Annotated in this window: 15 protein-coding genes and 5 pseudogenes; 13 read left to right on the forward strand and 7 right to left on the reverse strand. The window is 60.4% G+C overall.

Features of this window, described 5'->3' with window-relative positions; all coding sequences use genetic code 11:
* Nucleotides 1-17 precede the first annotated feature (17 nt).
* Both LJU32_25840 and LJU32_25845 read right to left on the reverse strand, forming a co-directional pair.
* Nucleotides 18-953 (reverse strand): iron-sulfur-binding ferredoxin reductase, encoded by a 936-nt coding sequence (locus LJU32_25840; GenBank protein WKV88727.1) that lies wholly within the window; start codon nt 951-953, stop codon nt 18-20.
* Nucleotides 946-2,052 (reverse strand): GGDEF domain-containing protein, encoded by a 1,107-nt coding sequence (locus tag LJU32_25845; protein ID WKV88728.1) that lies wholly within the window; start codon nt 2,050-2,052, stop codon nt 946-948. The genes LJU32_25840 and LJU32_25845 overlap by 8 nt, the downstream gene beginning before the upstream one ends.
* Nucleotides 2,053-2,539: 487 nt before the next feature.
* On the opposite strand from LJU32_25845, the gene LJU32_25850 reads away from it, so the two are divergent.
* The 11 genes and pseudogenes from LJU32_25850 to LJU32_25900 all read left to right on the forward strand — a co-directional run bounded on the left by LJU32_25850 (nt 2,540) and on the right by LJU32_25900 (nt 19,028).
* Nucleotides 2,540-4,063 (forward strand): fumarate hydratase, encoded by a 1,524-nt coding sequence (locus tag LJU32_25850; GenBank protein WKV88729.1) that lies wholly within the window; start codon nt 2,540-2,542, stop codon nt 4,061-4,063.
* Nucleotides 4,064-4,260: 197 nt separating this feature from the next.
* Nucleotides 4,261-8,730 (forward strand): annotated as a pseudogene (locus tag LJU32_25855) (toxin).
* A complete protein-coding gene (locus tag LJU32_25860) occupies nt 8,727-9,695 on the forward strand; it encodes a hypothetical protein (protein WKV88730.1) in 969 nt (322 codons plus the stop codon). The pseudogene LJU32_25855 and the gene LJU32_25860 overlap by 4 nt, the downstream one beginning before the upstream one ends.
* Before the next feature lie 47 nt (nt 9,696-9,742).
* Nucleotides 9,743-10,297, forward strand: a complete 555-nt coding sequence (locus LJU32_25865) for a hypothetical protein (GenBank protein ID WKV88731.1) — start codon at nt 9,743-9,745, stop codon at nt 10,295-10,297.
* 17 nt (nt 10,298-10,314) lie between these two features.
* Nucleotides 10,315-10,614, forward strand: a complete 300-nt coding sequence (locus LJU32_25870; GenBank protein ID WKV88732.1) for an RHS repeat-associated core domain-containing protein — start codon at nt 10,315-10,317, stop codon at nt 10,612-10,614.
* The gene (locus tag LJU32_25875) at nt 10,611-11,450 is read left to right on the forward strand and encodes a hypothetical protein (protein WKV88733.1); all 840 of its coding nucleotides are present in this window, start codon (nt 10,611-10,613) and stop codon (nt 11,448-11,450) included. The genes LJU32_25870 and LJU32_25875 overlap by 4 nt, the downstream gene beginning before the upstream one ends.
* Nucleotides 11,451-11,519: 69 nt before the next feature.
* A complete protein-coding gene (locus tag LJU32_25880) occupies nt 11,520-13,550 on the forward strand; it encodes an RHS repeat-associated core domain-containing protein (protein ID WKV88734.1) in 2,031 nt (676 codons plus the stop codon).
* 130 nt (nt 13,551-13,680) lie between these two features.
* Nucleotides 13,681-14,214, forward strand: a complete 534-nt coding sequence (locus LJU32_25885) for a hypothetical protein (GenBank protein WKV88735.1) — start codon at nt 13,681-13,683, stop codon at nt 14,212-14,214.
* Between the two features lie 84 nt (nt 14,215-14,298).
* Complete coding sequence (locus LJU32_25890) at nt 14,299-16,059, forward strand: sensor histidine kinase (GenBank protein WKV88736.1); 1,761 nt, start codon at nt 14,299-14,301, stop codon at nt 16,057-16,059.
* Nucleotides 16,059-17,390 (forward strand): sigma-54 dependent transcriptional regulator, encoded by a 1,332-nt coding sequence (locus LJU32_25895; GenBank protein ID WKV88737.1) that lies wholly within the window; start codon nt 16,059-16,061, stop codon nt 17,388-17,390. Before LJU32_25890 ends, LJU32_25895 begins: the two co-directional genes overlap by 1 nt.
* Before the next feature lie 319 nt (nt 17,391-17,709).
* Nucleotides 17,710-19,028 (forward strand): annotated as a pseudogene (locus tag LJU32_25900) (MFS transporter).
* A 146-nt stretch (nt 19,029-19,174) separates the two neighbouring features.
* Here LJU32_25900 and LJU32_25905 read toward each other — a convergent pair.
* Nucleotides 19,175-19,930, reverse strand: a complete 756-nt coding sequence (locus tag LJU32_25905; GenBank protein ID WKV88738.1) for a hypothetical protein — start codon at nt 19,928-19,930, stop codon at nt 19,175-19,177.
* A 274-nt stretch (nt 19,931-20,204) separates the two neighbouring features.
* Here LJU32_25905 and LJU32_25910 point away from each other — a divergent pair.
* Nucleotides 20,205-20,834, forward strand: a pseudogene (locus LJU32_25910) (flavin reductase family protein).
* On the opposite strand, the gene LJU32_25915 reads toward LJU32_25910, so the two are convergent.
* Both LJU32_25915 and LJU32_25920 read right to left on the reverse strand, forming a co-directional pair.
* The gene (locus tag LJU32_25915) at nt 20,835-21,077 is read right to left on the reverse strand and encodes a hypothetical protein (protein ID WKV88739.1); all 243 of its coding nucleotides are present in this window, start codon (nt 21,075-21,077) and stop codon (nt 20,835-20,837) included.
* A gap of 43 nt (nt 21,078-21,120) precedes the next feature.
* Nucleotides 21,121-21,474 (reverse strand): antibiotic biosynthesis monooxygenase, encoded by a 354-nt coding sequence (locus LJU32_25920; protein ID WKV88740.1) that lies wholly within the window; start codon nt 21,472-21,474, stop codon nt 21,121-21,123.
* Between the two features lie 367 nt (nt 21,475-21,841).
* Between LJU32_25920 and LJU32_25925 the strand changes: the two genes are divergently transcribed.
* Nucleotides 21,842-22,771, forward strand: a complete 930-nt coding sequence (locus LJU32_25925; GenBank protein WKV88741.1) for an AraC family transcriptional regulator — start codon at nt 21,842-21,844, stop codon at nt 22,769-22,771.
* A 123-nt stretch (nt 22,772-22,894) separates the two neighbouring features.
* On the opposite strand, the pseudogene LJU32_25930 reads toward LJU32_25925, so the two are convergent.
* Together LJU32_25930 and LJU32_25935 are read right to left on the reverse strand one after the other, a co-directional pair.
* Nucleotides 22,895-24,342 (reverse strand): annotated as a pseudogene (locus LJU32_25930) (aldehyde dehydrogenase family protein).
* A pseudogene (locus LJU32_25935) lies at nt 24,342-25,978 on the reverse strand (5-guanidino-2-oxopentanoate decarboxylase). Before LJU32_25935 ends, LJU32_25930 begins: the two co-directional pseudogenes overlap by 1 nt.
* Between the last annotated feature and the right edge of the window lie 214 nt (nt 25,979-26,192).

Below are 26,192 nucleotides of genomic sequence, written 5' to 3' on the forward strand. Positions count from 1 at the left end.
GTCTGAGATATCAGCGCTCAACCACGGCTCACAAACACGTCGGCCAGCAGTTGATTGCGCGGCAATCCGGCCAGGTACAGACGCTTGGCGAAGGCGTCGACGCTGGTCGTCGAGCCGCAGACTAAGGCCAGGGTCTGCCGGGAAACAAGGCGCAGTTGCGCCAAAGCGGCGGCCGACTCGGCCGCTGTCCACAGCTCGACACTGAGGTTTTCCCGCTGCGCGGCCGGTGCGGCAAGGGGTTTGGCCAGATAGTGCTCGCGTTCGTCATGGGCCAGGTGAATGACGCGGATGGCGCCTTGGTGATCCTGGCGCAAGGCTTCACGAAGCACGCCGAACAGCGGGCCTAAACCGGTGCCGGCGGCGAGCAGCCAGAGCGGCCGGGCGTGCCAGTCCGCATCGTAATGCAAGGCACCGCCGCGCAGTTCGCCGAGACGGATCGCGTCGCCGATCTGCAGCTTGCGTGCGGCATCGATGAATTCGCCGGGCTGGCGGCAATCGAGGTGAAACTCGAGAAAGCGATCTTCTTGCGGCAGGCTTGCCAATGAATACGGACGGGCGACATGGCCGATCCACAACACCAGATGCTGGCCGGCGCTGTAACGCAGTGGCCGTTGCGGGACCAGACGCAGACGCAAAACGTTGTCGCTGAGCCAGTCCAGCGCCTCGACGACGGCCGGGCGACCGTCGGCAATGGGATCGAAGGTGTGCACCTGCAGATCTTCATTCACCTGACATTGGCAGGCCAGCCGCCAGCCTTGCAGGCGTTGCTCGGCGCTCAGCGCATCCGGACGATTATCCGTGGGTGCGCCTTGAACGCATTGCACCAGACAGGCATGGCAACTGCCGGCGCGGCAGCTGTAGGGCACGGCGACGCCGTTGTGGTTGAGCGCATCGAGCAGGTTGCTGCCCGCCGCGACCGTCCACTGCCGATCACCGACCCGCAATTCAGGCATCGACGTTCTCCCACGCGGCGGCACAGCGATTGCGCCCGTCGCGCTTGGCCCGGTACAGCGCCTGATCGGCACGCTGCAACGCCTCATCCAGATCATCGCCAACGGCCAACAGGGTCATGCCCGCCGACAGGCTCAGGTTGCGCACTTGCAGGCCCATCAATTCCACCTCGCTGAAGGCGATGCGCAAACGCTCGCAACACGCGGTCAGGCGTTCGGCGTCACAGTCAGGCACCAGCACAACGAATTCTTCGCCACCATAACGCGCCAGCACGTCACCGTCGCGCAGGCACGCTTGCGCCACCCCGGCAAACGCTTGCAATACCTGATCGCCGGCGGCGTGGCCGTGCAGGTCGTTGATGCGTTTGAAGTGGTCCAGATCGATCAGCGCCAGGCCGTGCATCACGTCGCTGTCCAGCGCGTTCAGCTCGCGCGAGGCAATGCGCAGGAAGTGTCGGCGATTGAACAGCCCGGTCAGCTCATCGGTGGCCACCAGATCTTCGAGCTGACGCATCATCCCGCGCAGGGTGTCCTGATGCGCCTGCAAGGCAAAGCGGCGCTGGCGCTGACGTTGTCGGGAAACCTGGACAAAGCGCGCATAGAGCACCAGCCACGCCAGCACCATCGCCAGAATGCACACCTGCAACGCCGCGAGCGCAGGTTCGGCCAAGCGGAAGTGGTAAGCGTCCCACAGGGTAATGGCGCAGAAACTGAAAAACACCAGCAGCGCACAGCGGATGAACACGCGTCGGGTGAGATGGAACAGACCGAACAACAGGATCAGCACGTAGAACACCAGAAAAGCGCCGCGCGCCTCGTCGACATGGGCGATCAGCCACGTCTGCCAGCCCAGGCCCATCAGCACTTGCGCTTCGGTCAGGCTGGGGTCGGCGAAGCGCTGGTTGCGCCCGCTCCAGAACAGCCCGAAGAGGGTCGCCTGGCTGATGACCACCAGGGAGCTGCCGATGGCCACGCCACTGAGCGATTGCTGATAATGCCCGGTGAAAAACGCCAGCCACAGCAGCAGCAAAGCCAATCCGTAGGTGGCCGCAGCGAGGGCGAAGCGTTTGAGCAAAAGGCGTTGAATGGCGTTATGGGTCAATCGTTGACTCACCGTGCGATAGGAGGCTGACCGAGTGTCCTACTCTACAGACCGGATGCCACTTTAGAGGCCCGGTCGCTAAATGACCACCGATTTTCGGGCTCGAAAATTGACGTCAAATGCATGACCTGATTGAGCTGCATTGATGCCCGCACCAGGTCCCTGTGGTGAGGGGATTTATCTTCGATGGGCTGCGAAGTGGCCCCTTGCAACCGGTCAATCACTCTGAGCTCACAGGTTTTACGACTGCTGCGCAGCCGAGCGGGGATAAATCCCCTCGCCACAGGGTCATCCGACCAAAAGCCAATGTGCCCCCACCACCGAGCCGCGGTATACTGCCGCGCCTTTTTAGCGTCGCGCCACAAAGGGACAGCTACAAGCCGCAAGCCTGAAGCGGCAAGCTCAAGCTGTCCGCGTAATGCTTTAACTTGCCGCTCGAAGCTAAAAGCTTGTAGCTGCCCCATCGTGTTTTAGAGGAGCGCGACTCATGACCGTGATCAAGCAAGATGACCTGATTCAGAGCGTTGCCGACGCCCTGCAGTTCATTTCCTATTACCACCCCGTGGATTTCATCCAGGCGATGCACGAAGCCTACCTGCGCGAAGAATCGCCAGCGGCGCGTGATTCGATGGCGCAGATCCTGATCAACTCGCGCATGTGCGCCACTGGCCACCGCCCGATCTGCCAGGACACCGGTATCGTCACCGTGTTCGTCCGTGTCGGCATGGACGTGCGCTGGGACGGCGCCACCATGGGCCTGGACGACATGATCAACGAAGGCGTGCGTCGCGCCTACAACCTGCCGGAAAACGTCCTGCGTGCCTCGATCCTCGCCGACCCGGCGGGCGCGCGCAAGAACACCAAGGACAACACCCCGGCCGTGATCCACTACTCCATCGTCCCGGGCAACACCGTGGAAGTGGACGTGGCGGCCAAGGGCGGCGGTTCCGAGAACAAGTCGAAAATGGCCATGCTCAACCCGTCCGACTCGATCGTCGACTGGGTATTGAAGACCGTGCCGACCATGGGCGCCGGCTGGTGCCCGCCGGGCATGCTCGGCATCGGCATCGGCGGCACCGCCGAGAAAGCTGCGGTAATGGCCAAGGAAGTGTTGATGGAATCCATCGACATCCACGAGCTCAAGGCCCGTGGCCCGCAGAACCGCATCGAAGAAATGCGCCTGGAGCTGTTCGAGAAGGTCAACCAGTTGGGCATCGGCGCCCAGGGCCTCGGTGGCCTGACCACCGTGCTCGACGTGAAGATCATGGATTACCCGACCCACGCCGCTTCCCTGCCGGTGTGCATGATCCCCAACTGCGCCGCCACCCGTCACGCGCACTTCGTGCTCGACGGTTCCGGCCCGGCCTCGCTGGAAGCGCCACCGCTGGACGCCTACCCGGAAATCGTCTGGGAAGCCGGCCCGTCGGCACGTCGCGTCAACCTCGACACCCTGACCCCGGAAGACGTGCAGAGCTGGAAGCCGGGTGAAACCGTATTGCTTAACGGCAAGATGCTCACCGGTCGCGACGCTGCGCACAAGCGCATGGTAGAGATGCTCAACAAGGGTGAAACCCTGCCAGTCGACCTCAAGGGTCGCTTCATCTACTACGTCGGCCCGGTTGATCCGGTCGGTGACGAAGTGGTTGGCCCGGCGGGCCCGACCACCGCAACGCGGATGGACAAATTCACTCGTCAGATCCTCGAGCAGACCGGTCTGTTGGGCATGATCGGCAAATCCGAGCGCGGCCCGACCGCGATCGAAGCGATCAAGGACAACAAAGCCGTGTACCTGATGGCTGTCGGCGGCGCCGCCTACCTGGTTGCGCAAGCGATCAAGAAGTCCAAGGTGCTCGCATTTGCCGAGCTGGGCATGGAAGCGATCTACGAATTCGAGGTCAAGGACATGCCGGTCACCGTCGCGGTGGACAGCAAAGGCGAATCCGTACACATCACCGGCCCGGCGATCTGGCAACAGAAGATCAGCGAAAGTCTGGCGGTTGAAGTGCAGTAAGTTTTTCGCCACATCGAAACGGCCGGTGCATCTGCAAAGATGCCCGGCCGTTTTTTTGGTTAATACCGATCGCGATAACCAACCCGCCAATGCACAGAAAATGATCTTGCGCACCTGTCAGATCTGACAGGTTCATTTTTCCACCATTCTTGCTAGCGTCATTCCATGAACGCCCACTTCCCGCGAATGGAATCGACATGCCCGATCAAGACCTGAGCATCACCGCTCCCTCCATCGCCAAAAGCTCGTCGATTGCGACTATCGGCAAGAGCTGGAGCGCGGTAGGTCCGACGGGCACAGCCGGGGTTGAACTGCCGATCCCGACCGCTGGCCGTGGCTATGACCCGCACATGCTCCTGTCATCCAGCAGCCAGAGTGGTAACAGCCCGTTTGGCCTTGGCTGGAATCTGGCCGGGCTGAGCCAGATCAGCCGACGTACCAACAAGGGCGTACCGCGCTACACCGAGCACGACGAAATCATCGGCCATGACGGCGAAGTATGGATGCCGGAGCTGGATGACGATGGCAACCTGAAGTCACGCAGCGAAACGACCTACCGCGACCGGCCCATTCCGGCGCATACGGTGGTGTCTTATCGGGCGCGGATCGAAAGTGATTTTTCCCTGCGCGAATGCTGGCATCCGGCCGACGGCGGAGCGCCCTTCTGGCTGGTGCACGGCGCCGATGGCACATTGCATGTCTACGGCAAAACCGCCGCTTCACGCCGCGCCGACCCCGCCGACCCTTTGCGCGTCAGCAGCTGGCTGCTGTGCGAAAGCATGAACGCGCATGGCGAACACATCTGCTACGAATACAAGGCAGACGATCAGCCGGACGAACAGGACGCGATTCACGATTACCGCGCCCAGCGTTATCTGCGACAGGTGTGTCATGGCAATGCCACGGCGAGCGACCGCCTTTACAGCTGGGACTTCGACAGGCCGACGGATTTGGCGTGGCATTTTCAACTGTTGTTCGATTATGGCGAGCGCAGCGACTCACTGACGCAGATCCCGACCTACGATGAAGAAACCCGGTGGCGGGTACGACAGGACCGGTTTTCAACCTATGGCCAGGGTTTTGAACTGGGCACACGCAGGCTTTGCCAGCAGGTGCTGATGTTTCATCATTTCCCTAAGGGTCTGGCGACAGAAGCGAAGCTCGCACGTCGATTGCTGCTGGAATACCGGCCGATCCAGAACATCGCACAGTGGGCTTACAGCCAGATCAGCGCAGCGCACTATCAGGCCTTCGATGCTGAAGGCAATGTCGAGCATTCACCGCCGGTAGAGTTCGAGTACGCCCCTTCGAAATCAGCAAAACGCCTGCGCCCCTGCTGGAAAACCAGAACCAACCGGGCATCGAAGACGGCGGGTTTTACCAATGCGTCGATCTGTATGGCGAAGGGGTGCCGGGGTTTCTCTGCCGCTACGACAACGCCTGGTATTACCGTGAACCGCTGCGCGCGGCGCCCGGTACCGAGCTGATCGGATACGGCCCGTGGACCTTGCTGGACAGAATTCCGCTCGCGAATCGAAACCGCGCCGTGGCGCAACTGCTCGACCTGACCGGTGACGGCCGTCTGGACCTGATCATCGCACGGTTGGGTTACTGCGGGTTTCATGCGCTGAATGCGCAGCGGCAATTCGAACTGTTCAGCGCGTTCGACAAGTTTCCCAGAGAGCACCAGGATCTGTCTTTGACCATGGGGATTTCAGCGGGGACGGGCTGATGTCAGCGGCGAGCATCAGCCCCGACCGCGTGCGCCTCTATGCCAGCCTGCGGGAAAAAGGCTTCGCCGCCGCACAGGAAATACCCCATGAATATGATGACGACCGTTTGCCGGTCTTCAGCAACTCGCCCACAGAGCTGGTGTTGCTGGGCAACCTGCTCGGCAGCGATATGCCGGAACTGTGCCGTATCCGCCATGACGAGGTCCGCTGCTGGTCGAATTTCGGCCACGGCAAATTCGGCAAAGGACGCAAGATCAGCGCCCTGCCCTTCACCTACGAAGAATTCGACGCTTCGCGAGTGCGCCTCGCCGACCTCGACGGTTCTGGCGCGCCGGCGCTGATCTATCTGAAATCCGACACATTCGAGATCTATCTCAACCGTGGCGGCAACGGTCTGGAGCAAATTCCTGTCAGCGTGCCGTGGCCGGAAGGGGTGCGTTACGACCGTTTGTGCCAGGTCAGCTTTGCCGATCTGCAGGGGCTGGGTTGCGCCAGCCTGATTCTGACGGTACCGCATATGAAGCCGAGGCACTGGCGCTACGATTTCGTTGCGAACAAACCTTATCTGTTGGCCAGCAGCAATAACAATATGGGCTGTTGCTCCAGCGTGACTTATCGCAGCTCGGCACAGGAGTGGCTGGATGAAAAGGCCCGTCTCCTGACACTGGGGCGCGCCCCGGTGTGTCATTTGCCGTTTCCGCTGGCCGTGGTGAAAAAGCAGGAGCAGCACGATGAGATCACCAACGTCCGGTTGACCCAGTTATTTGAATGGCGAGAGGGATTTTACGACGGCAGGGAACGCGAATTTCGCGGTTTCGGCTACTTGCAACAACTCGATTGCGAAAGGGCCACGGGGCCTTCAGAGCCTGGCTTCAGCGAGCCGGCGCAGACCCGCATCTGGTTTCACAACGGGCAAGACATGAATCGCCCACGCGACGATTACTTCAGCGCGGATGTGGACGCTTACCCATTGGGCGAAACCCTGTTCAGTCGTTACCACCCCAAAGGTGAAATCGATGAACCCATTACCCCGGAGGATGCCTATAGTCGCTATCGCATCGCCCAGGCACTGGTCGGCTCGGTGGCCCGTACGGAAACCTATGCCTACCAGGCCGATGCCCGGCCACCCGACGAACCCCAACTGTACTCGGTTCAAGAGACACGCTATCTGGTGCGCGAAGTGCAGCCGCAGGGGCAATATGCCGCGGCCGTTCTGCTGCCGCTGCAGGTGGAAACCATCAGTTATCAGTACGATGGTTTTATCAATGACCCGCTATGCCGCCACGATGTGACTCTGCGCTGGGACGCTTTTGCTGCCGTGACCCATGCACTCTCGGTGAGCTACGCGCGACGGCTGACGGCCGACAGTCCGCCCCCTTCACCGAGGACCACCTGAATCAATGGTGGTGCGACGCCCATGACGACGCGCAGCAATGGTTTTACATCAGTGAAACCCGTGCGCGCCTGATCAACCTGACCGGGCCGCAGCAGTGGCGATTGGGCCTGCCTTATCAGGAACGGAGCAATGCGCTGAAATTGCGCAAAGGTACCTTGCCCACAGGGCTGAACCCCGCTCAGGTGTCTTTCGAAACGCTGCGAGCGCATCAGGATTCAACACAGTGGAATAACGAACGGGTCCTGACGTCGCAATCTGTCCAGCGCTATGTGGATATAGAAGGCCTGGAGCTGGAGGACGGCGTCGCCGGTTTCGAAGCCTTGCGATTTTCTTTGGAGCTGGCGCTGCTGGACAAGACCGCGCTGGACGCTTACAGCATGGTGCCGGAGTTCGATATCACTAAAGCCCTGGAGGACATTGGCTACAAAGACATGCAGCCGATGTTCGAGGCAATGCCCAACGCAGACAAAAACCTCTGGTCGGCGCGGTTCAACTTCGCGCGATACGGCAACCTTCAGGCGTTCTACAAAGTCCTTGAGTTCAACGAAACGCAAAGCCATGGCGTGACCAAAGCCGAATACGATCAACACTACCTGACGGTCGTTCGCATGGAGCTGCCTGACGGTTGTATTACTCGCGTGGCGGAGTTCGATTACCACGCACTCAAACCCAAGCGACTCATCGACGCCAATGAAAATATCGAAGAAGTCATCTACGAGCCGTCAGGTCAGCCGTTGGTCACCAGCTTCTACGGTACGGAAAACGGTAAAGACGCCGGATTCCATGAGCTGACCGGCTGGACAAAACCGGACACCAGTGCGGAATACGCCATCGAGAATCCATATTTAACCGTACAAAAAGCAGCGAGTACCCTGCACAAGAACCTGTTCAGCTGGATGGGCCGGATCCCCGCCTCCACCCTGCAAACCCGATCGATCAGGCAAGGCGACCTGTTGCCCGGCGGACACATACGCGCCAGCGCACGGCAGCGCCTGGCCGAAGGCAAAGACCTGACACCCGACGATCAACTGTTGCTCAACGCTATCGATGCTGCTTATCGCGAGCCCGTGCACACCGTGATGCTCAGCGCTGACCGCTACCCCGACGACCCCGACGTGCAGATCCAGATTGTCAAAACCTGCGTCGACGGCTTCGGTCGTATTCTGCAAACCCTGCAAGAGGTCGACCCGGGGCTGGCCTACACCGTAGACGAAAACGGTGAGTTGCTTATCGAGGAGGGCGAGCAACTGGCGCAAAGGCGCTGGCGCATCAGCGAACGCGTCGAGTACAACAACAAGGGTTTGCCGATACGCCAGTACCGGCCGTTCTTCGCCAATACGCACCGGTACGTCAATCAATCAGTGCGCAAACTCGGACTGTTCGACCAACTGTTTTATGACGCGCTGGGGCGTCTGATCAAACTGATCAACGCCAAAGAAGACTTCGCCAGAACGACTTGCCATCCCTGGTTCACCATCAGCGAGGACTTCAACGACACTGCCGAAGAGGTGGTGCATTCGAGAGAGTCAGGCGCATGACCGCCTCGTTGCATTGGCGCACGCCGGCCCTGGCGGTGATTGACGGCCGAGGCTTGCCGATCCGTCAGGTCGCTTATTTGCGCTCGGCCGCAAATGGCGCAGCCAGCGCTATCGTGACCGCTCAGGAGCACGATGTGGCCGGGCGTCTGGTGGCGCAGCACGATCCGCGCTTGCCGGTTGCCAACGCCACCACCGTCTACACGCTTAACGGCGATGCGCTATTCACCGACAGCGTTGATGGCGGATGGCGCCTGATATTGCCGGGGCTGGCCAGTGAACCACGACAGCGTTGGGACGCACGCGGCCATCACTGGCAATCGACCTTCGACAATCAAATGCGCGTGGTCAGATTGCAGGTCACTGGAAACGGTGAGGACCAGACCGACACCTTCACCTATGCCGGTGGTGAGGTCAGCGCCAGCCACAACCTGCGCGGCCAGTTGATCGAGCAAACCGACAGTTCAGGGTCGCTGGGAATATCCAGCCATGCCCTCGTCGGCCCGTCATTGATCGAAACCCGCACATTTCATGACGACGCAGCATTCACCAGCCGGCAGGTATTCAGCCCGCTGGGCGCCCTGCTGGAGCAGATCGATGCCGGCGGACATCGCCGACATTTTTGCTATGGCCTTGCGGGACAGCTGCGGCGGGTGGATCTGTGGATCGATGGCCAAGTGCGCAAACCGGTATTGCTGGACACACACTACAACGCCAGTGACCAGATCATCGAGCAAGTGGCCGGCAACGGGGTACGCAGCCATTGGACCTACGACCGCGCCGATGGACGCTTGCGTACCCTGACCAGTCAGCCCCGGAGAAGTCCCGCCTGCAGGAGCTGGAATATTTCTACGACCGTGTCGGCAATGTCACCCGCATCGAGGATCACGCCTTCACGCCGTCGTGGTTCGCCAACCAGCGGGTCGACGGCCATCGCGAATTCGGCTACGACACGCTGTACCGCCTGATTCGCGCCACCGGCTACGACGATGCGCCGCCTTCGCAAATTCCTGGCTTGCCGGCTCCGAGCGATCCGAAAAACCGCCTCAATTACAGCCAGACCTACAGCTACGACAACGGCGGTAACCTGCTCAAGTTGACCCATGTACGTGAGGGCAACACCTATACGCGGCAAATGTTCGTCGATTCCCACAGCAATCGTGCTGCGCGCTGGAAACCGGGTGATGCGGATCCGGACTTCGACGCCTTGTTTGACCTTCACGGCAATCAGCGGAATCTCCAGCATGGGCCGGCGTTGCAGTGGAATGCCCGGGACGAGTTGCAAAGGGTAAACCTGCTTTCCCACGAAAACGGCGATAGCGACGCCGAGTACTATCGCTACAGCCAAGGTCAGCGGGTCTTCAAGTGTCACGAGTGGTTTACTCAAAACAGGCGACATTTCCATCAGGTCCGCTACCTGCCGGGCCTTGAAATTCGCAGCAAAGACAATGGCGAAGAACTGCACATCGTCAGCGCGGGCGATGCACGTTGCCTGCATTGGGTAACAACGCCCCCACTACTAACGACCAACTGCGCTACAGCCTGCAAGATCATCTGGGTTCGTGCGTGATGGAGCTGGATGAAGACGTGACAGTCACCAGCGAAGAAGGCTATTACCCGTTCGGCGAAACCGCCTGGATGAAGCCGGAATCGGAAACCGAGTACCGCTTCATTCGTTACTCCGGCAAGGAAATGGATGTCAGCGGTTTGTATTATTACGGCGCCCGCTATTACGCGCCGTGGCTGCAACGCTGGGTCAGCGCAGATCCGGCGGGGGATGTGGATGGACTCAATCTGTATGGTTTCGTCGGCAACAATCCGATCCTGTTCATCGATAACGACGGTAATAAAAAGACCTACCGCAAGATGTCAGGGAGGACATCGTGACCTACACGAAAGTCCTGGACAACTTGGGCAAGGAGTTACAAATGCTCAATCGTCAACTGAACGGAATGTTCAGCGCTGCCGACATTTCCAAACGCATGGCCATAAACACAACCTTCAACATCAGTAAAGGTGCTGCCACCACGGCAGCAGGAAAAGCAGGCGGTGCAATCGGGACGGCAATACTGCCCATAGGCGGGACAATAATCGGTGGGATTATCGCCTCAAAAGTCGCCGGCGCGGCAATGGACAAATTTGGCGAACTTACCACCGCTTCTACTCCTGTCCTGCCCGCTGTCGGAAAACTGAACCCGAACAGCATTCACAGCAACGCCACTACAGGCTTTTTACCCCCTGAAATATTTGAAAAAACACTCAGATCATATGATCCGAGGACTTCCGAGGGACAAAACAAACTGATCGAAACAGCCACTGAGAAAACGCTCAGTCAAATTGCAGGGGTACCTGCTGCAAGCGACATGATGGCCATTGTTCACTCAGGGCTGGACACAGCGACAGCGCTGGCCGGTTTGAGAGATATCGAAATTGATAACCTCGAAACAGCGCTGGTTTCAATTACCGACATGCTTGAACAGGACCAGAGCGACATCAATGCAGCTTTCAGCGAAATCGGCGTCAACGAATTTTATGACCAAGGTGTAGCGGGCTCATTCGGTTTTGTCCTGGATCTTGCAAAAGGTAGCGTCGGAACCCAGGACTCCAACGCAATCAGTCGCAATCGGATCGAGAAGGAGATCGCCGTACGGATGGCTGAAGCAAGGCGCGGTATCGAGCTGCTTGGCAGATATCGCCAATATACCGGCCAAAAGGCGGCATAAAAAAGTTTGCATACTTTCTGGCACGTTTATCTTCGCTCTGCGGCTGGATAAATCCTGAGCACATTGGCCATGAACAGATCAACGCATTTCCATACCCCCAGTGTGCAGGTCAGAGATCCTCGGACGTTGATTGTCAGGCAGGTTGACTATCTGCGTGCAACGACGAGTGGAAAGGTTGAACGCCTGATCACCTGCCAGACTCATGACGCTGCCGCACGCCTGGTCGCGAAACGGGATCCGCGCTTATCTGAACCCAATCTCACCACCCTCTACTCGCTTAACGGCGATCCGTTGAAAATCGACAGTGTCGATAGTGGCTGGCGCCTGGTACTGCCGGGACTGGCCGGGGAGCCTCGGCAGCGCTGGGACGAGCGCGGCCACTGCTGGCAATCGACCTTTGACGAGCAACTGCGCGTGGTGCAGCTGGAGCTCACCGGAAACGGCGATAGTCAGCTCGATACTTTCACCTATGCCCCTGGCTCGGCTAAACCAGACTCCAACCTGCGCGGGCAGTTGATCCGACAGACAGATTCTTCAGGTTCGCTGGACATCACCAGTTATGCCCTCACCGGGCAACTGCTGGTGGAAAAGCGGACCTTTCATGATGACGCAGCGTTCACCAGCCATCAGGTGTTCAGCCCACTCGGCGCTGTGCTGGAACAGATCGATGCCGGCGGACACCGCAGAGCATCTCGTTACGGACTTGCCGGGCAGCTCAAACAAGTGGAGCTGGAGGTCAAGACGAAAGTCATGCAGGTGTTGCTGGACGTGCAGTACAACGCCAACGATCAGATCATCTCGCAGCTGGACGGTAACGAAGTGCTCAGCCAGTGGACGTATGACCCGGCAGATGGTCGCCTGCGCACACGGACAAGTCAGAAACCCGATCAGCCGAGGTTGCAGGATCTGGAATATTTCTACGACCGCGTCGGCAATATCACCCGGATCGAAGACCACGCCTTCGAGCCCGTCTGGTTCGCCAATCAGCGGGTCGACGGGCACCGTGAATTCAGCTACGACTCCTTGTACCGGTTGATCCGCGCCACCGGCCATGACGATGCCCTGGCCCCAGACATCCCCGGCCTGCCGCAACCGCCAGACGAACGAAACCGCCTCAACTACACCCAGACGTATACCTATGACGATGGCGGCAACCTGACCGAGTTGCGTCATCAGCGCGACGGCAATAGTCGTACCCGAACGCTGTGCATCGACGACAAAAGCAACCGCGGCGTGCGCTGGGAAACAGGCGACGAGCCGCCGGACTTCGGCGCCTGGTTCGACCCGCACGGCAATCAACGCAGGCTGCACCACGGTCCGTCATTGCACTGGAACGGCCGCGACGAGCTTGAACATATCGATCTGGTCCTGCGCAAAGACAGCGCCAACGACGCTGAACACTACCGATACAGCCAAGGCGTGCGGGTGTTCAAGCGTCACGAAACCTTCGCTCCCGGTGCCAATCACTTCCATCAGGTGCGTTATCTGCCCGGCCTGGAAATCCGCACCAGAGACAACGGCGAAGAACTGCATGTCATCAGCCTCGGCAACGCGCGCTGTCTGCATTGGGTAACGACTCCACCTGTCGCCAACAACCAACTGCGCTACACCCTCCAGGATCATCTCGGCTCTTGCGTGATGGAGCTGGATGAAAAGGCTGACGTCACCAGCGCAGAAGGCTATTACCCGTTCGGCGAAACCGCATGGATGAAGCCGGAATCGGAAACCGTGTATCGCTTCATCCGTTACTCCGGCAAGGAGATGGATGCCAGCGGTCTGTATTATTACGGCGCACGTTATTACGCGCCGTGGTTACAGCGCTGGGTCAGCGCCGATCCGGCCGGGGATGTGGATGGGTTGAATCTCTATGCGATGGTGTCGAACAATCCGCTGCTCTACGTCGACACGTCAGGCTACATGAAATCTTTGGCAAACAGCCTGCGCGGACTGGTAGGCATGACGAAAAACGTCAGCGATTCGATCAGTCAACTGCATGAGTTCGCCACCAAGTTCGACGCACTCATCCCTGAAGGCGCAGCGATCGACGATGCGCGTGAAAACCTGACATTTGGAAAATTCATTTTTCCCGCTATGGGCTGAGATCGATTTACAAAGGCGGCAGATTTGGCGCAACGGTCGGCACGCCAGTGGGTGGCGTTATCGGTGGTCTGCTCGGCTTGCCGGCTGGCGCGGCGGCCGGTGCTCTGGGTGGCGGTTTTATAGGGGCCTCGTGGGCGGCGTGATAGGCGCCATCGCCATTCCGGTCATGCGGTATTACTTTTTCAAAAAGGGTCTGAAGCTCACTGAAGTCATGCATACCGAAGAACTGAACGATGGCGCCCAAGCGATCAGCGACGCCGTGCAGTCCGGAGCAGACCTTGCGCAGAAGGTGATGGATGGAGCGAGCGATCTGGCGGATGACGCCAGCACACTGCTCAACGGTATCAAACGCTTCACCGAAACCCTCAGCAGCTATCCGCAACGTCTTCAGGACATGTTCTACAACCAGTTGGACGTACTGTCCGGCGAAAAACAACGGGAAATCATGAAGCTGGTGAGGAGCGGTATTGATCCGTTCGAGGCGATCGACCAGGCATTGGAAACGGCAAAGCAGCTGGTTGAAGAGCCCAGCGAAGCCGACGGCGTAACCGACCGCTTGCAACAATTGGAACAGTCGATCGCTGCCGAACCGAGAACCAGGCCCGTTGCCAAACCGCGGTCGAACCTTGTGCATCGACGTCAGGTACGGGAGACAGCTGTTTAGCAGACACGGCCGGCGTGTACAGCACGCCGGGCCACCTCGGCCCATGCTATCGTGCCCGCCCGTTCTGCCGACCCAGCACTGAGCATGTTGCCGACTTCCCGTACCCTGCGTCTGTCGTTGTACACCCTGCTGATCATCGCCGGCACGGTCGTGGCCGCGACGCTCGCCATGCGCCATGCCGAACGTCAGGCGCTGGAAGAAGACGCCGCCCGCGCCAATCAGCAACTGGGGCTGTACGCCAACTCATTGCACACCCTGATCGATCGCTATCGCGCGCTGCCCGCCGTGCTGGCGCTGGACCCGCAATTGCGTTCGGCGCTGACCGGGCCGGTCGATACTGCGCAGCAAGCGGCATTGAATCTGAAGCTGGAAAAGATCAACGGTGCGGCGCAGTCCTCGACCCTTGAACTGCTCGATCGCACCGGTCTGGCCGTGGCCGCCAGCAACTGGCGCTTGCCCAGCAGTTACGTCGGGCACAATTACGGTTTTCGTCCTTACTTCAGCCAGACCCGCACCCAAGGCACCGGGCGTTTTTACGCGGTAGGCGTGACCAGTGGGATTCCCGGTTATTTCCTTTCCAGCGCAGTGCTCGGGGACAACGACGAGTTCCTCGGTGCAATGGTGGTCAAACTGGAATTCCCGGAGCTGGAACGCGAATGGAGCCAGGGCAGCGATACGCTGCTGGTCAGTGATGCGCGCGGGATCATCTTCATCGCCAATCAACCGGGCTGGCGTTATCGCGCCTTGCGACCGTTGAGCGCCAGCGATCTGGCCGAAATCAAAACCACCCGTCAGTACGACAAGCAATCACTAGTGCCGCTGACCCATTTGCCGCTACGGCGCTTCGATGACAACAGCGACTTGCGCCGGGTCGAAGGCCCGGACGGCACTGCCGACTATCTTTGGGAGTCGCTACCACTGACCACCGAAGGCTGGACCCTGCATCTGCTGCGCCGCCCGCAAGTCGCCTTCGAAGATTTGCGCAACGCCGCGCTGGCCGCCGCCGGTGTATGGCTGGCGCTGGTGTTCCTGTTGCTGTTTCTCAATCAGCGCTGGCGGCTGGCCAAGGTCCGCCAGCGCAATCGCGAAGAACTCGAGCGTCTGGTCGAGGAGCGCACCCGCGACTTGCGCACCGCGCAGGAAGGTCTGGTGCAGTCGGCCAAACTCGCCGCGCTGGGGCAGATGTCCGCCGCACTGGCCCACGAAATCAATCAACCGCTGACCGCCCAGCGCATGCAACTGGCAACCTTGCGCCTGCTGCTCGAACATGGCCGCGTCGAAGACGCCTACAAAGCGCTGAAACCGGTAGACGACATGCTCACGCGCATGGCTGCCCTCACCGGCCACCTCAAGACGTTCGCCCGCAAAAGCCCGAGCGGCCTGCGCGAACGTCTGGATCTGGCGACGGTGGTCGATCAGTCGCTGCAACTGCTCGATGCGCGCCTGCGTGACGAACAAGTCAGCCTTGTGTTGCATCTGACCCGTCCGGCGTGGGTGCGCGGTGATGCGATTCGTCTGGAACAGGTGTTGATCAATCTGCTGCGCAATGCGCTGGACGCGATGCAGGGCAAAGCCTGCAAGCGCCTGGAAATTCGTCTCGAGGCGGACGAGCAATTGTGGCGGCTCAGCGTCAGCGACAACGGCGGCGGCATTGCCGAGGAACATCTGGGTCAGGTGTTCGATCCGTTCTTCACCACCAAACCGGTGGGCGATGGTCTGGGCCTGGGGCTGGCAGTATCCTTCGCCATCGTGCATGAATCCGGCGGCCGCCTGAGCGCCGAGAATGGCGACCACGGCGCGGTGTTCAGCCTGACCTTGCCAATCGATCTGGAGGCACACATCTGATGCTCAATTCGGTAATGGTGGTCGACGACGAAAGCAGCATTCGCGACGCCGTCGAACAGTGGCTGAGCCTGTCGGGGTTCGAAGTGCAGCTGTTCAGCCGCGCCGAAGAATGCCTCGCCGCGCTCCCGGAACATTTTGCCGGGGTGATCCTCAGCGACGTGCGCATGCCCGGCATGGACGGCTTGCAACTGCTCGCCGAAGTGCAAAAGCGCGACGCCGATCTGCCGGTGATTCTGCTCACCGGCCATGGCGACGTGCCGATGGCGGTCGAAGCCATGCGCGACGGCGCCTACGACTTTCTGGAAAAACCGTTCAGCCCGGAAACCCTGCTCGGCAGCCTGCGCCGGGCGCTGGACAAACGCCGCCTGGTCCTGGAAAACCGCGCCCTGCACGAACTGGCCGACAACCGCGCGAAGCTCGATGCGACGTTGCTGGGCGTATCTCGGGGCTTGCAGACGTTGCGTCGGCAGGTGCTGGATCTGGCGACGTTGCCGGTCAACGTGCTGATCCGTGGCGAAACCGGCAGTGGCAAGGAGCTGGTCGCGCGTTGCCTGCATGATTTCGGCCCGCGCGCCGGCAAACCGTTCGTGGCGCTGAACTGCGCGGCGATTCCGGAGCAACTGTTCGAGGCCGAGCTGTTCGGCCATGAGAGCGGTGCGTTTACCGGCGCTTCCGGCAAGCGCATCGGCAAGCTGGAATACGCCGATGGCGGCACGCTGTTTCTCGACGAGATTGAAAGCATGCCGCTGGCCCAGCAGGTGAAACTGCTGCGGGTCTTGCAGGAGCAAAAGCTTGAACGGCTGGGTTCGAACCAGAGCATACGGGTCGACTTGCGTATCGTCGCGGCGACCAAACCGGACCTGCTCGACGAAGCCCGCGCCGGGCGCTTTCGTGAAGACCTGGCGTATCGCCTGAACGTCGCCGAACTGCGCCTGCCGCCGCTGCGCGATCGCCGGGAAGACATTCCGTTGCTGTTCGAAACCTTTGCCCAGAACGCCGCGCAACGTTTGGGCCGAACGTTTCCACCGCTGACAGGCGCGCAATTAAGCCATCTGCTCAGCCATGACTGGCCGGGCAATGTGCGCGAACTGGCCAACGTCGCCGAACGTCAGGTGTTGGGCCTGGATGAGCCGGTGGCGGCGATTGATCCGGGCCAGTCGCTGGCGGCGCAGCAGGAAGCCTTCGAAGCACAATGCCTGCGCGCGGCGCTGACCCGGCACAAAGGCGATGTCAAAGCCGTGCTCGAAGAACTGCAACTGCCGCGCCGTACGTTCAATGAAAAGATGCAGCGGCATGGGTTGAGTCGGGAGATATTTGTTCAAGGCAGCTGACTTTTCATTGTTTGATCGGGCCTCTTCGCGGGCAAGCCCGCTCCCACAATGGAAGGTGGAGGTCACAAATTCAGGGTTCAGCACAAAACCCTGTGGGAGCGGGCTTGCCCGCGAAGGACCCAGCACAGGCAACAATGGCCGATCAACCTAATGAGCAATTTTCCGCTCACCACAATCCAGCCATAAGCGGATTTCCGCTCATTCGATCTCACCGGCCCCTCTAAACCGGCCCCTCACCCCTTGGCACACCTCCTGCTATAGCCCTGGCAGGCTGCGTTCCGACGCGCTCCACAAAAACAATTAAACGAAGGATCCTTCAATGGATAACTCCAACGCCCTGCCCCTTGGGTCGGCTGCCGTGCCGGCCAAACCGAGAACCACCGCCAGCCGGATCAAATCGATCTTCAGCGGCTCTGTCGGCAACATGGTCGAGTGGTACGACTGGTATGTCTACGCCGCCTTCTCCTGTACTTCGCCAAGACCTTCTTCCCCGCCGGTTCCACCACTGCGCAACTGATGAACACCGCAGCGATCTTCGCCGTGGGCTTCCTGATGCGCCCGATCGGTGGCTGGTTGATGGGCATGTACGCCGACAAGGTCGGGCGCAAGAAAGCGCTGATGGCCTCGGTGTACCTGATGTGCTTCGGCTCGCTGCTGATCGCCCTGAGCCCGAACTATGAAACCATCGGCATCGGCGCGCCGATCCTGCTGGTGTTCGCCCGCCTGCTGCAAGGCCTGTCGGTTGGCGGCGAATACGGCACCTCGGCGACTTATCTGTCGGAGATGGCGACCAAGGAGCGTCGCGGCTTCTTCTCCAGCTTCCAGTACGTGACGCTGATCTCCGGCCAGCTCATCGCCCTCGGCGTATTGATCGTGCTGCAAAACATGCTGACCACCGAACAGCTGTACGCGTGGGGCTGGCGTATCCCGTTTGCCATCGGCGCGCTGTGTGCAGTGGTGGCGCTGTATCTGCGTCGCGGCATGGAAGAAACCGAGTCGTTCACCAAGAAAGAGAAGTCCAAGGAAAGCGCGATGCGCACCTTGATGCGCCATCCGAAAGAGCTGTTGACCGTGGTCGGCCTGACCATGGGCGGCACCCTGGCGTTCTACACGTACACCACCTACATGCAGAAATACCTGGTGAACACGGTCGGCATGAGCATCTCCGACTCGACCACCATTTCCGCCGCCACGCTGTTCCTGTTCATGTGCCTGCAACCGATCATCGGTGGCCTGTCGGACAAGATCGGCCGGCGCCCGATCCTGATCGCGTTTGGCGTGCTCGGTACGATCTTCACCGTGCCGATCCTGATGACCCTGCACACCATCCAGACCTGGTGGGGCGCGTTCTTCCTGATCATGGCGGCGTTGATCATCGTCAGCGGCTACACCTCGATCAACGCGGTGGTCAAAGCCGAACTGTTCCCGACCGAAATCCGCGCCCTGGGCGTCGGCCTGCCGTACGCACTGACCGTGTCGATCTTCGGCGGCACCGCCGAATACATCGCGCTGTGGTTCAAGAGCATCGGCATGGAAACGGGTTACTACTGGTACGTCACTGCGTGCATTGCCGTGTCGCTGCTGGTGTACATCACCATGAAAGACACCCAGAAGCATTCGCGGATCGTGACTGACTGATCGGTTTTTTCAGCCACTGCAACGGTGGCTGTGAGGCCCTTCGCGAGCAAGCTCGCTCCCACAATGGTCGGTGGTGCTCACATATTCTGTGGGCACCCCATTGCCCTGTGGGAGCGAGCTTGCTCGCGAATGAGGGCGACGCGGAATCAAGTCAACTCGGCAACCTGCGGCTTGCCAAAGCGCTTCTGCGCATACGAAGCGCCAACGATCATCACCAGCAGAATCCCCGCCAGCACCGCCGACGAGCCAATGGTGCCGAAATCCAGCCCGCCCTTTTCGTGGGGCTTGGTCATCAAATCGCCCAACGTCGCGCCGAAGGGCCGGGTCAGCACAAACGCCACCCAGAACAGCAGCACTGGCGAAATCTTCGTGAAGTATTTGAGCAGCACGACCGCCGCAATCGTCGAGCCGATCAGCAACGCGCCGCCGGCAAAACCCAGACCCGAATCATCGGCCAGGTAATCACCCAGAGCGGTACCCAAAGTGTTGGAAAACAGAATCGCCATCCAGTAGAACATCTCACCACGGAACGTTTGCACCTTGCTGACATTGAGCGAATCGCCGCTCAGACGCCACGCGACAAAGATCGCCAGGAGAATCGCGATGAGGATCGTCGAACCGGTGGCATAACCCAGCCCGAGGGTGCGATCCATGAAGTCCGACATCGTCGTGCCGGCGGTGCTGGTCGACAGAATTACCAGCCAGTACAGCAGCGGTTTGTAAGTCCTGGCCATCAACTGAGTGATTAACGTCATCACGAACACACTGATCAGAATCAGCGAACTCATCGCGTAACCGACGTTGAGGGTCATCGACAGCAAATCGCCTGCGGTCTCCCCCAGGGTTGTCGCGCAGATTTTCATGACCCAGAAGGCCAGGGTGATTTGAGGCAATTTATTCATCGCGGGAACGCTCCAGTTTGTGACGGCCGGTTATTGATTTTCTGGCCGTGTGCAGACTGGCGTTACGCGGGTGAAAAAGCGGTCGGAGAAGGATGAAAAAATTGTCACCCGGAAAAAGGTCATTCATAACTGATGAATGCTGCCCGTTCATGGTCAAAATCAAAAGATCGCAGCCTCGGCAGTTTCTACAGGGGTGATTTGCGTCCGGCTGGAAATATGCGCGGTGTCCTTGCACTATGGCTGCATCCGAATGCAGCCCAGGAATCCGCTCCCCATGTCCGATGACATCCATTTCTACGAACCCGCCAACGGCCACGGCCTGCCTCACGATCCGTTCAACGCCATCGTCGGCCCGCGGCCCATCGGCTGGATTTCCTCGCAGGATGCCGAAGGCCGACTCAATCTCGCGCCGTACAGTTTCTTCAACGCCTTCAACTAAGTGCCGCCGATCATTGGTTTTTCCAGCGTCGGGCGCAAAGACAGTCTGAACAACATCGAACAGACCGGCGAATTCGTCTGGAACCTCGCCACACGCCCGTTGGCCGAGCAGATGAACCAGAGCTGCGCGATGGTCGCGCCTGAGGTCAACGAGTTTGAACTGGCGGGGCTGACCACCGTGGCATCAAAGGTGATTTCTGTACCTCGGGTCGCCGAAAGCCCGGTGTCCTTCGAGTGCAAAATCACGCAGATCATCCAGCTGCAACGCGCCGATGGCGAAACCGTACCGAGCTGGCTGATCCTCGGTGAGGTGGTTGCGGTGCACATCGCCAAATGGCTGCTCAAGGATGGCATCTACGACACCGCCGCCGCACAACCGATTCTGCGCGGCGGCGGTCCGGCGGATTATTTCCAGCTGGGGCCTGAGGCTCTGTTCAAGATGTGGCGCCCCGGGGCGCAGAAATAATTACCAGATCAGCTCGGCGTCATCAGTGACGCCCTTGAGCTTGTCCAGCTCATTGATTGCCGCTTCATCGGCAGCGATGGCGCCGGGAAACACCTGCTCATCGAGCAATTTGTGAAAGCGTGGTGCGCCGCCATCGACCAGGGCCTTGACCGCGATGGCCGCGTAATAACCCTTGTTACCGCCCAGCTCAACGGGGACGACTGCGGAGACTGCTTCGAAGCGTTCAAACTCTTTACGTGCCATGTCGCGGATCCTGGCTCAATCAAATAAGCCGGACATTAAACCCTCAACCGGCGAGTTTGTGTATCGGCGCCGAACATTGACCGAGGGCCTGCGCGGCAGATACGTCCCTGAAAGTGTGGAAGTCGAGGCTGTTGACCACCAGGTCCTGGACCAGCTCGGCGAAGACTTCCATCGATGGACTGTTGAAATACGCAGTCATCATTTGCTGACTGCTCCAGTAGCCGCTGACCAGCCACAGGTCGGCGTCGCACTGCGATTGTTGCAACGAGAAACTCAGGCAACCGGGCGCCGCGCGCGAGACTTCGATCAATGCGCTCAGGCGCACGCCGAGTTCCGCTGAACGCCCGGCCTGGGCGCGAACGAAGGCCATATGACTGACAGGCATCTGCTTGGACATGATCAACCCTCCATGAAATCGCGTGGCAGCCGGGGGACGGGCTGCGACTGGAGCAAAGATTAAGGGCCGGGGCCGCCGCGCCGTTAGTCGATTCCTGCCTTCGCGTTGCACAATCCTGCGAGACTTGCCAAAACCCCAGCCGCCACCGCTGCCCTGTAGGAGCTGCCGAAGGCTGCGATCTTTTGATCTGAAAAACAAAAATCAAAGATCGCAGCCTTCGGCAGCTCCTACGGTCGGGCGTCTCGGCGACGTTCGGGAACGGCGCGGTGCAGAATCAGGCAAGCATTTGGCAGAATGTGTCTACCGCCGCTGCTTGCACAAACATATGCTCTGCTGCATTCCCCCTCACTTGCCGAGGATGCCGTGCATGACGTCATTTGATCGTTTTCAAGCCGAACCCAGCGCCGACATGGAAAAGCAGCGTGCGGAGCTGGCGGCGATCATCCGCCGCAACACCAGCGACGATGGCAGCTACCAGACCGCCATCGGTTCGCTGGTGATGTCGCGCCACACCAAATCCCATGACTTTGCCCCGGTGCTCGCGCAGCCGGCGCTGTGCATCATGGCGCAGGGGCGCAAAGAGGTGCGCCTGGCCGACGAGTTTTTCAACTACGACCCGCTGAATTATCTGGTGGTGTCGGTTTCGATGCCGCTCAGCGGGCGCGTGGTCAACGTCTCGCCAGAGGAACCGATCCTCGCCGTGCGCCTCGACATTGACCCGACCGAAATCACCGCGCTGATCGCCGACGCCGGCCCGATGGGCGTACCGACACGGCCGACCGGACGTGGGCTGTACGTGGAAAAAATCGACAGCGCCATGCTTGACGCGGTGCTGCGTCTGGCGCGGCTGCTCGACGCGCCGAAAGACATCGCCATGCTTGCGCCGCTGATTCGCCGGGAGATTCTCTACCGCTTGCTGCGCAGCCCGCAGGGTCATCGTTTGTATGAGATTGCGATTGCCAACAGCCAGAGCCATCGCATCAGCCAGGCGATCAAATGGCTCAACGGCAATTTCGAACAGCCGCTGCGCATCGATGATCTGGCCCGGGAAGTGAACCTTAGCGTGTCGACGCTGCATCATCGTTTCAAGGCGATGACGGCGATGAGTCCGTTGCAGTACCAGAAGCAACTGCGCCTGCAGGAAGCGCGGCGCCTGATGCTGACCGAAGGGCTGGAAGCCTCGGCTGCGGGGTATCGCGTGGGGTATGAAAGTCCGTCGCAATTCAGCCGTGAGTACAGCCGCCTGTTTGGCGCGCCGCCATTGCGGGATCTGGCGCGGTTGCGGCTTTCTGTCTGATCCGGAATCTGACGTGGGGCTTATGGCGCTTTCGCGAGCAGGCTCGCTCCCACAGGGAAATGCATTCCAATGTGGGAGCGAGCCTGCTCGCGAAGGGTCAGTCCAGGCGCTACATATCTATGATCAGACCGCGCGGATCACATGCTTGATCTCCTGAAACGCCGCCAACCCCCAAGGCCCCAGCTCACGACCGACACTGCTCTGCTTGTAACCACCCCACGCCGCCTGCGGGAAAATCACCTGCGGAGCATTGATCCACACCAGCCCCGCCTGCAACGCATTGGCCACGCGATCCGCCGTTGCAGCATCGCGTGTCACCACACTCGCGACCAGGCCGAACTGCGTGTCGTTGGCCAGCGCAATCGCCTCGCTCTCACTGGCGAAACCGCGCACACACACCACCGGGCCGAAAATCTCTTCACGCCATAACGCGCTGTCCAGCGGCACATCAGTGAACACCGTCGGTTGCAGAAAATAACCGCGCGGCAAATGCGCCGGACGATTGCCGCCACAGAGCAAACGCGCCCCCGCACTCAGGCCGCGATCGATATGCCCAAGCACCCGCTGGTACTGTGCCTGATTGACCAGCGCGCCCATCTCCACATCCGCATCAAACGGATCAGCGACTCGGATCGCCTCTGCGCGTGTTTGCAGACGTTGGAGAAACTCATCCATCAATTCCTCAGCGACGAGCACCCGACTGGTGGCCGAGCACATCTGCCCGGCGTTGAAGAACGCGCCGCCACAGGCCAGTTCCACCGCCAGTTGCAGATCGGCATCCGCCAGCACCAGCAAAGACGATTTGCCACCCAGCTCCAGGCTCACACCCTTCACGGTTTCGGCAGCGCGTTGCATCACCTGCACGCCAACCGCATTGCTGCCAGTAAAGGAGATCTTGGCGATGCGCGGATCGGCCGACAACGGCGCGCCCACCGCCAGACCGGTGCCGCAGACCAGATTGAACACGCCGTCGGGCAACCCGGATTCAGCGATGATCGCCGCCAGTTCCAGCTCCGGCAGCGGTGTCACTTCAGAAGGTTTCAGCACCACGCAGCAACCGGCGGCGAGCGCTGGCGCCAGTTTCCACGCGGTGGTGACCATGGGGAAATTCCACGGCACGATCAGCCCGACCACGCCGCACGGCTCACGTCGCAAGCGTGCGCTGAAATCTTCGCTGGGCAGCGGCACATTACTGTCCTGACCGACGTCGAGGCCTTCGGCGAGCTCGGCGTAATAGTCGAAAGTAGCGATCACGTCATCGACATCGATGGCCGCTTCGAACTGCGGTTTGCCATTGTTGCTCGACTGCAGGTTCATCAAGTGATCGCGACCGTTGCGCACGCCGTTTGCGATGTTGCGCAGGATCACAGCGCGCTCGGCGCCGGTGGTTTTCGACCAGTGTTTGAACGCCTCGGTCGCCGCGCTGATCGCTTGATCGACGGCGTGTTCGTCACCGCCGTTGACGGTGGTCAGCAGCGCTTCGGTAGCGGGGTTGATCACCCGTAGATGTTCGCCCCCGCCGACCACTGACCGTTGATGTAGAGCCCGTCGAGTGTGGTTGGAAAACTGATCATTGGGCCACCGCCTGCATCCACTGGTTCTGGTCGATTTCAATCAGCGTCGGGCCTTGCCGGTCCGTCGCTTTACGTAGCGCTGCGCGCAAATCGTCGATGCTGCTGATGGCTTGCGCGGCGCAACCGAGGCCCTTGGCCACGGCGACGAAGTCCGGGGTGTAGATGTCCACGCCGACCGGTTCGATGGCGCGGTTGACCATGTACTTTTGATCTCCTCGTAACCCTGGTTATTCCACAGCAGCACGATCACCGGCACCCGTGCTTCAACGGCGCTGGCCAGTTCCGGCAGGGTGAATTGCAAGCCGCCGTCGCCGATCAGGCACACCACGGGCGGGCGCGCGCCGTTATCGAGCTGTCCGCCGAGCCACGCACCAATCGCCGCTGGCAACGCATAGCCGAGGGTGCCGTAACCGGTGGATGCGTTGAACCAGCGACGTGGACGCTCGGGGTTGAAGGTGAGGTTGCCGGTGTACACCGGTTGCGTGGAATCGCCGACGAACATCGCGTTAGGCAGCTCGTGCAGCACGGTTTCGAGGAAACGCGTCTGCGCCAGCGTCGGCGCGTCCCAGCTCGCGGCCAGTTCATTGCGCAAACGCGCGGCCCGTACCTGGCCCCAATCATTGCGGCGTTCGGCCAGCGGTTTCTGCGTCAGGGTGCTGAGCAAGGCTTGCGCGGCGTTGCGCGAATCAGCGACCAGTGCGACGTGCGGCGGGTAGTTGCGCACGGTCTGATCGGCATCGATGTCGATGCGCAGCAGCTTGCCGGGAATCTCGAAGCCGCCGGCGAAAGTGACGTCGTAATCGGTCTCGGCCAGCTCGGTGCCAATCGCCAGCACCACGTCGGCTTCAGCGACCAGTGCGCGGGTGGCGACCAGACTTTGCGTCGAACCGATCAACAGCGGATGGCTGGTCGGCAGCATGCCTTTGGCGTTGATGGTCAGCGCCACTGGAGCGTCGAGCAATTCGGCGATCCGCGTCAGCTCCGGCGCCGCGTCGATAGCACCGCCGCCGGCGAGAATCAATGGGCGTCGCGCCGTGGCGAGCAGTCCGCCCATGCGGGCCACGGCAGCCGGTGCGGCGCCGGCGCGGTCGATATTCACCGGCACGCTGGCGAGTAACTCATCGGCCTCTTCCACCAGTACGTCCAGCGGAATTTCGATGTGCACCGGACGCGGTCGCCCGGCCTGGAACAGCGCGAAGGCGCGAGCAAGCACCACCGGCAGTTCGGCAGCGGACATCAGCGTGTGCGAGAACGCTGCGACGCCGCCGACCAGTGCGCTCTGGTTCGGCAGCTCATGCAACTTGCCGCGCCCACCACCCAACTGACTCCGCGACTGCACGCTGGAGATCACCAGCATCGGAATCGAATCGGCGTAAGCCTGGCCCATGGCCGTGGTGATATTGGTCATGCCCGGGCCGGTGATGATGAAGCACACACCGGGTTTGCCGCTGGTGCGCGCGTAGCCATCGGCCATGAACCCGGCGCCCTGTTCGTGGCGAGGCGTGACGTGCTTGATGCTCGAACGGGCGAGGCCTCGGTACAGCTCTACGGTGTGCACACCGGGAATGCCGAACACCTGCTCGACCCCGTAATTCTCCAACAGCTTGACCAGTACTTCGCCGCACGTTGCCATGTTGATTGCCCTTTTCGTTCGGTGAAACGCAGATCCCCTGTGGGAGCGGACTTGCTCGCGAGAGCGGTGTGTCAAACAGCGACGAGATAACTGACCCACCGCATTCGCGAGCAAGCCCGCTCCCACAAGGTCTGCACATGGGGCCATTGAACGGCGCACACCTAGCGGCAACAATCGATTAATAGTCATACTAGCCATGTCCTCACGTCATACC

It is taken from the genome of Pseudomonas sp. B21_DOA (genome assembly GCA_030544685.1).
Classification (GTDB): domain Bacteria; phylum Pseudomonadota; class Gammaproteobacteria; order Pseudomonadales; family Pseudomonadaceae; genus Aquipseudomonas; species Aquipseudomonas fluorescens_AO.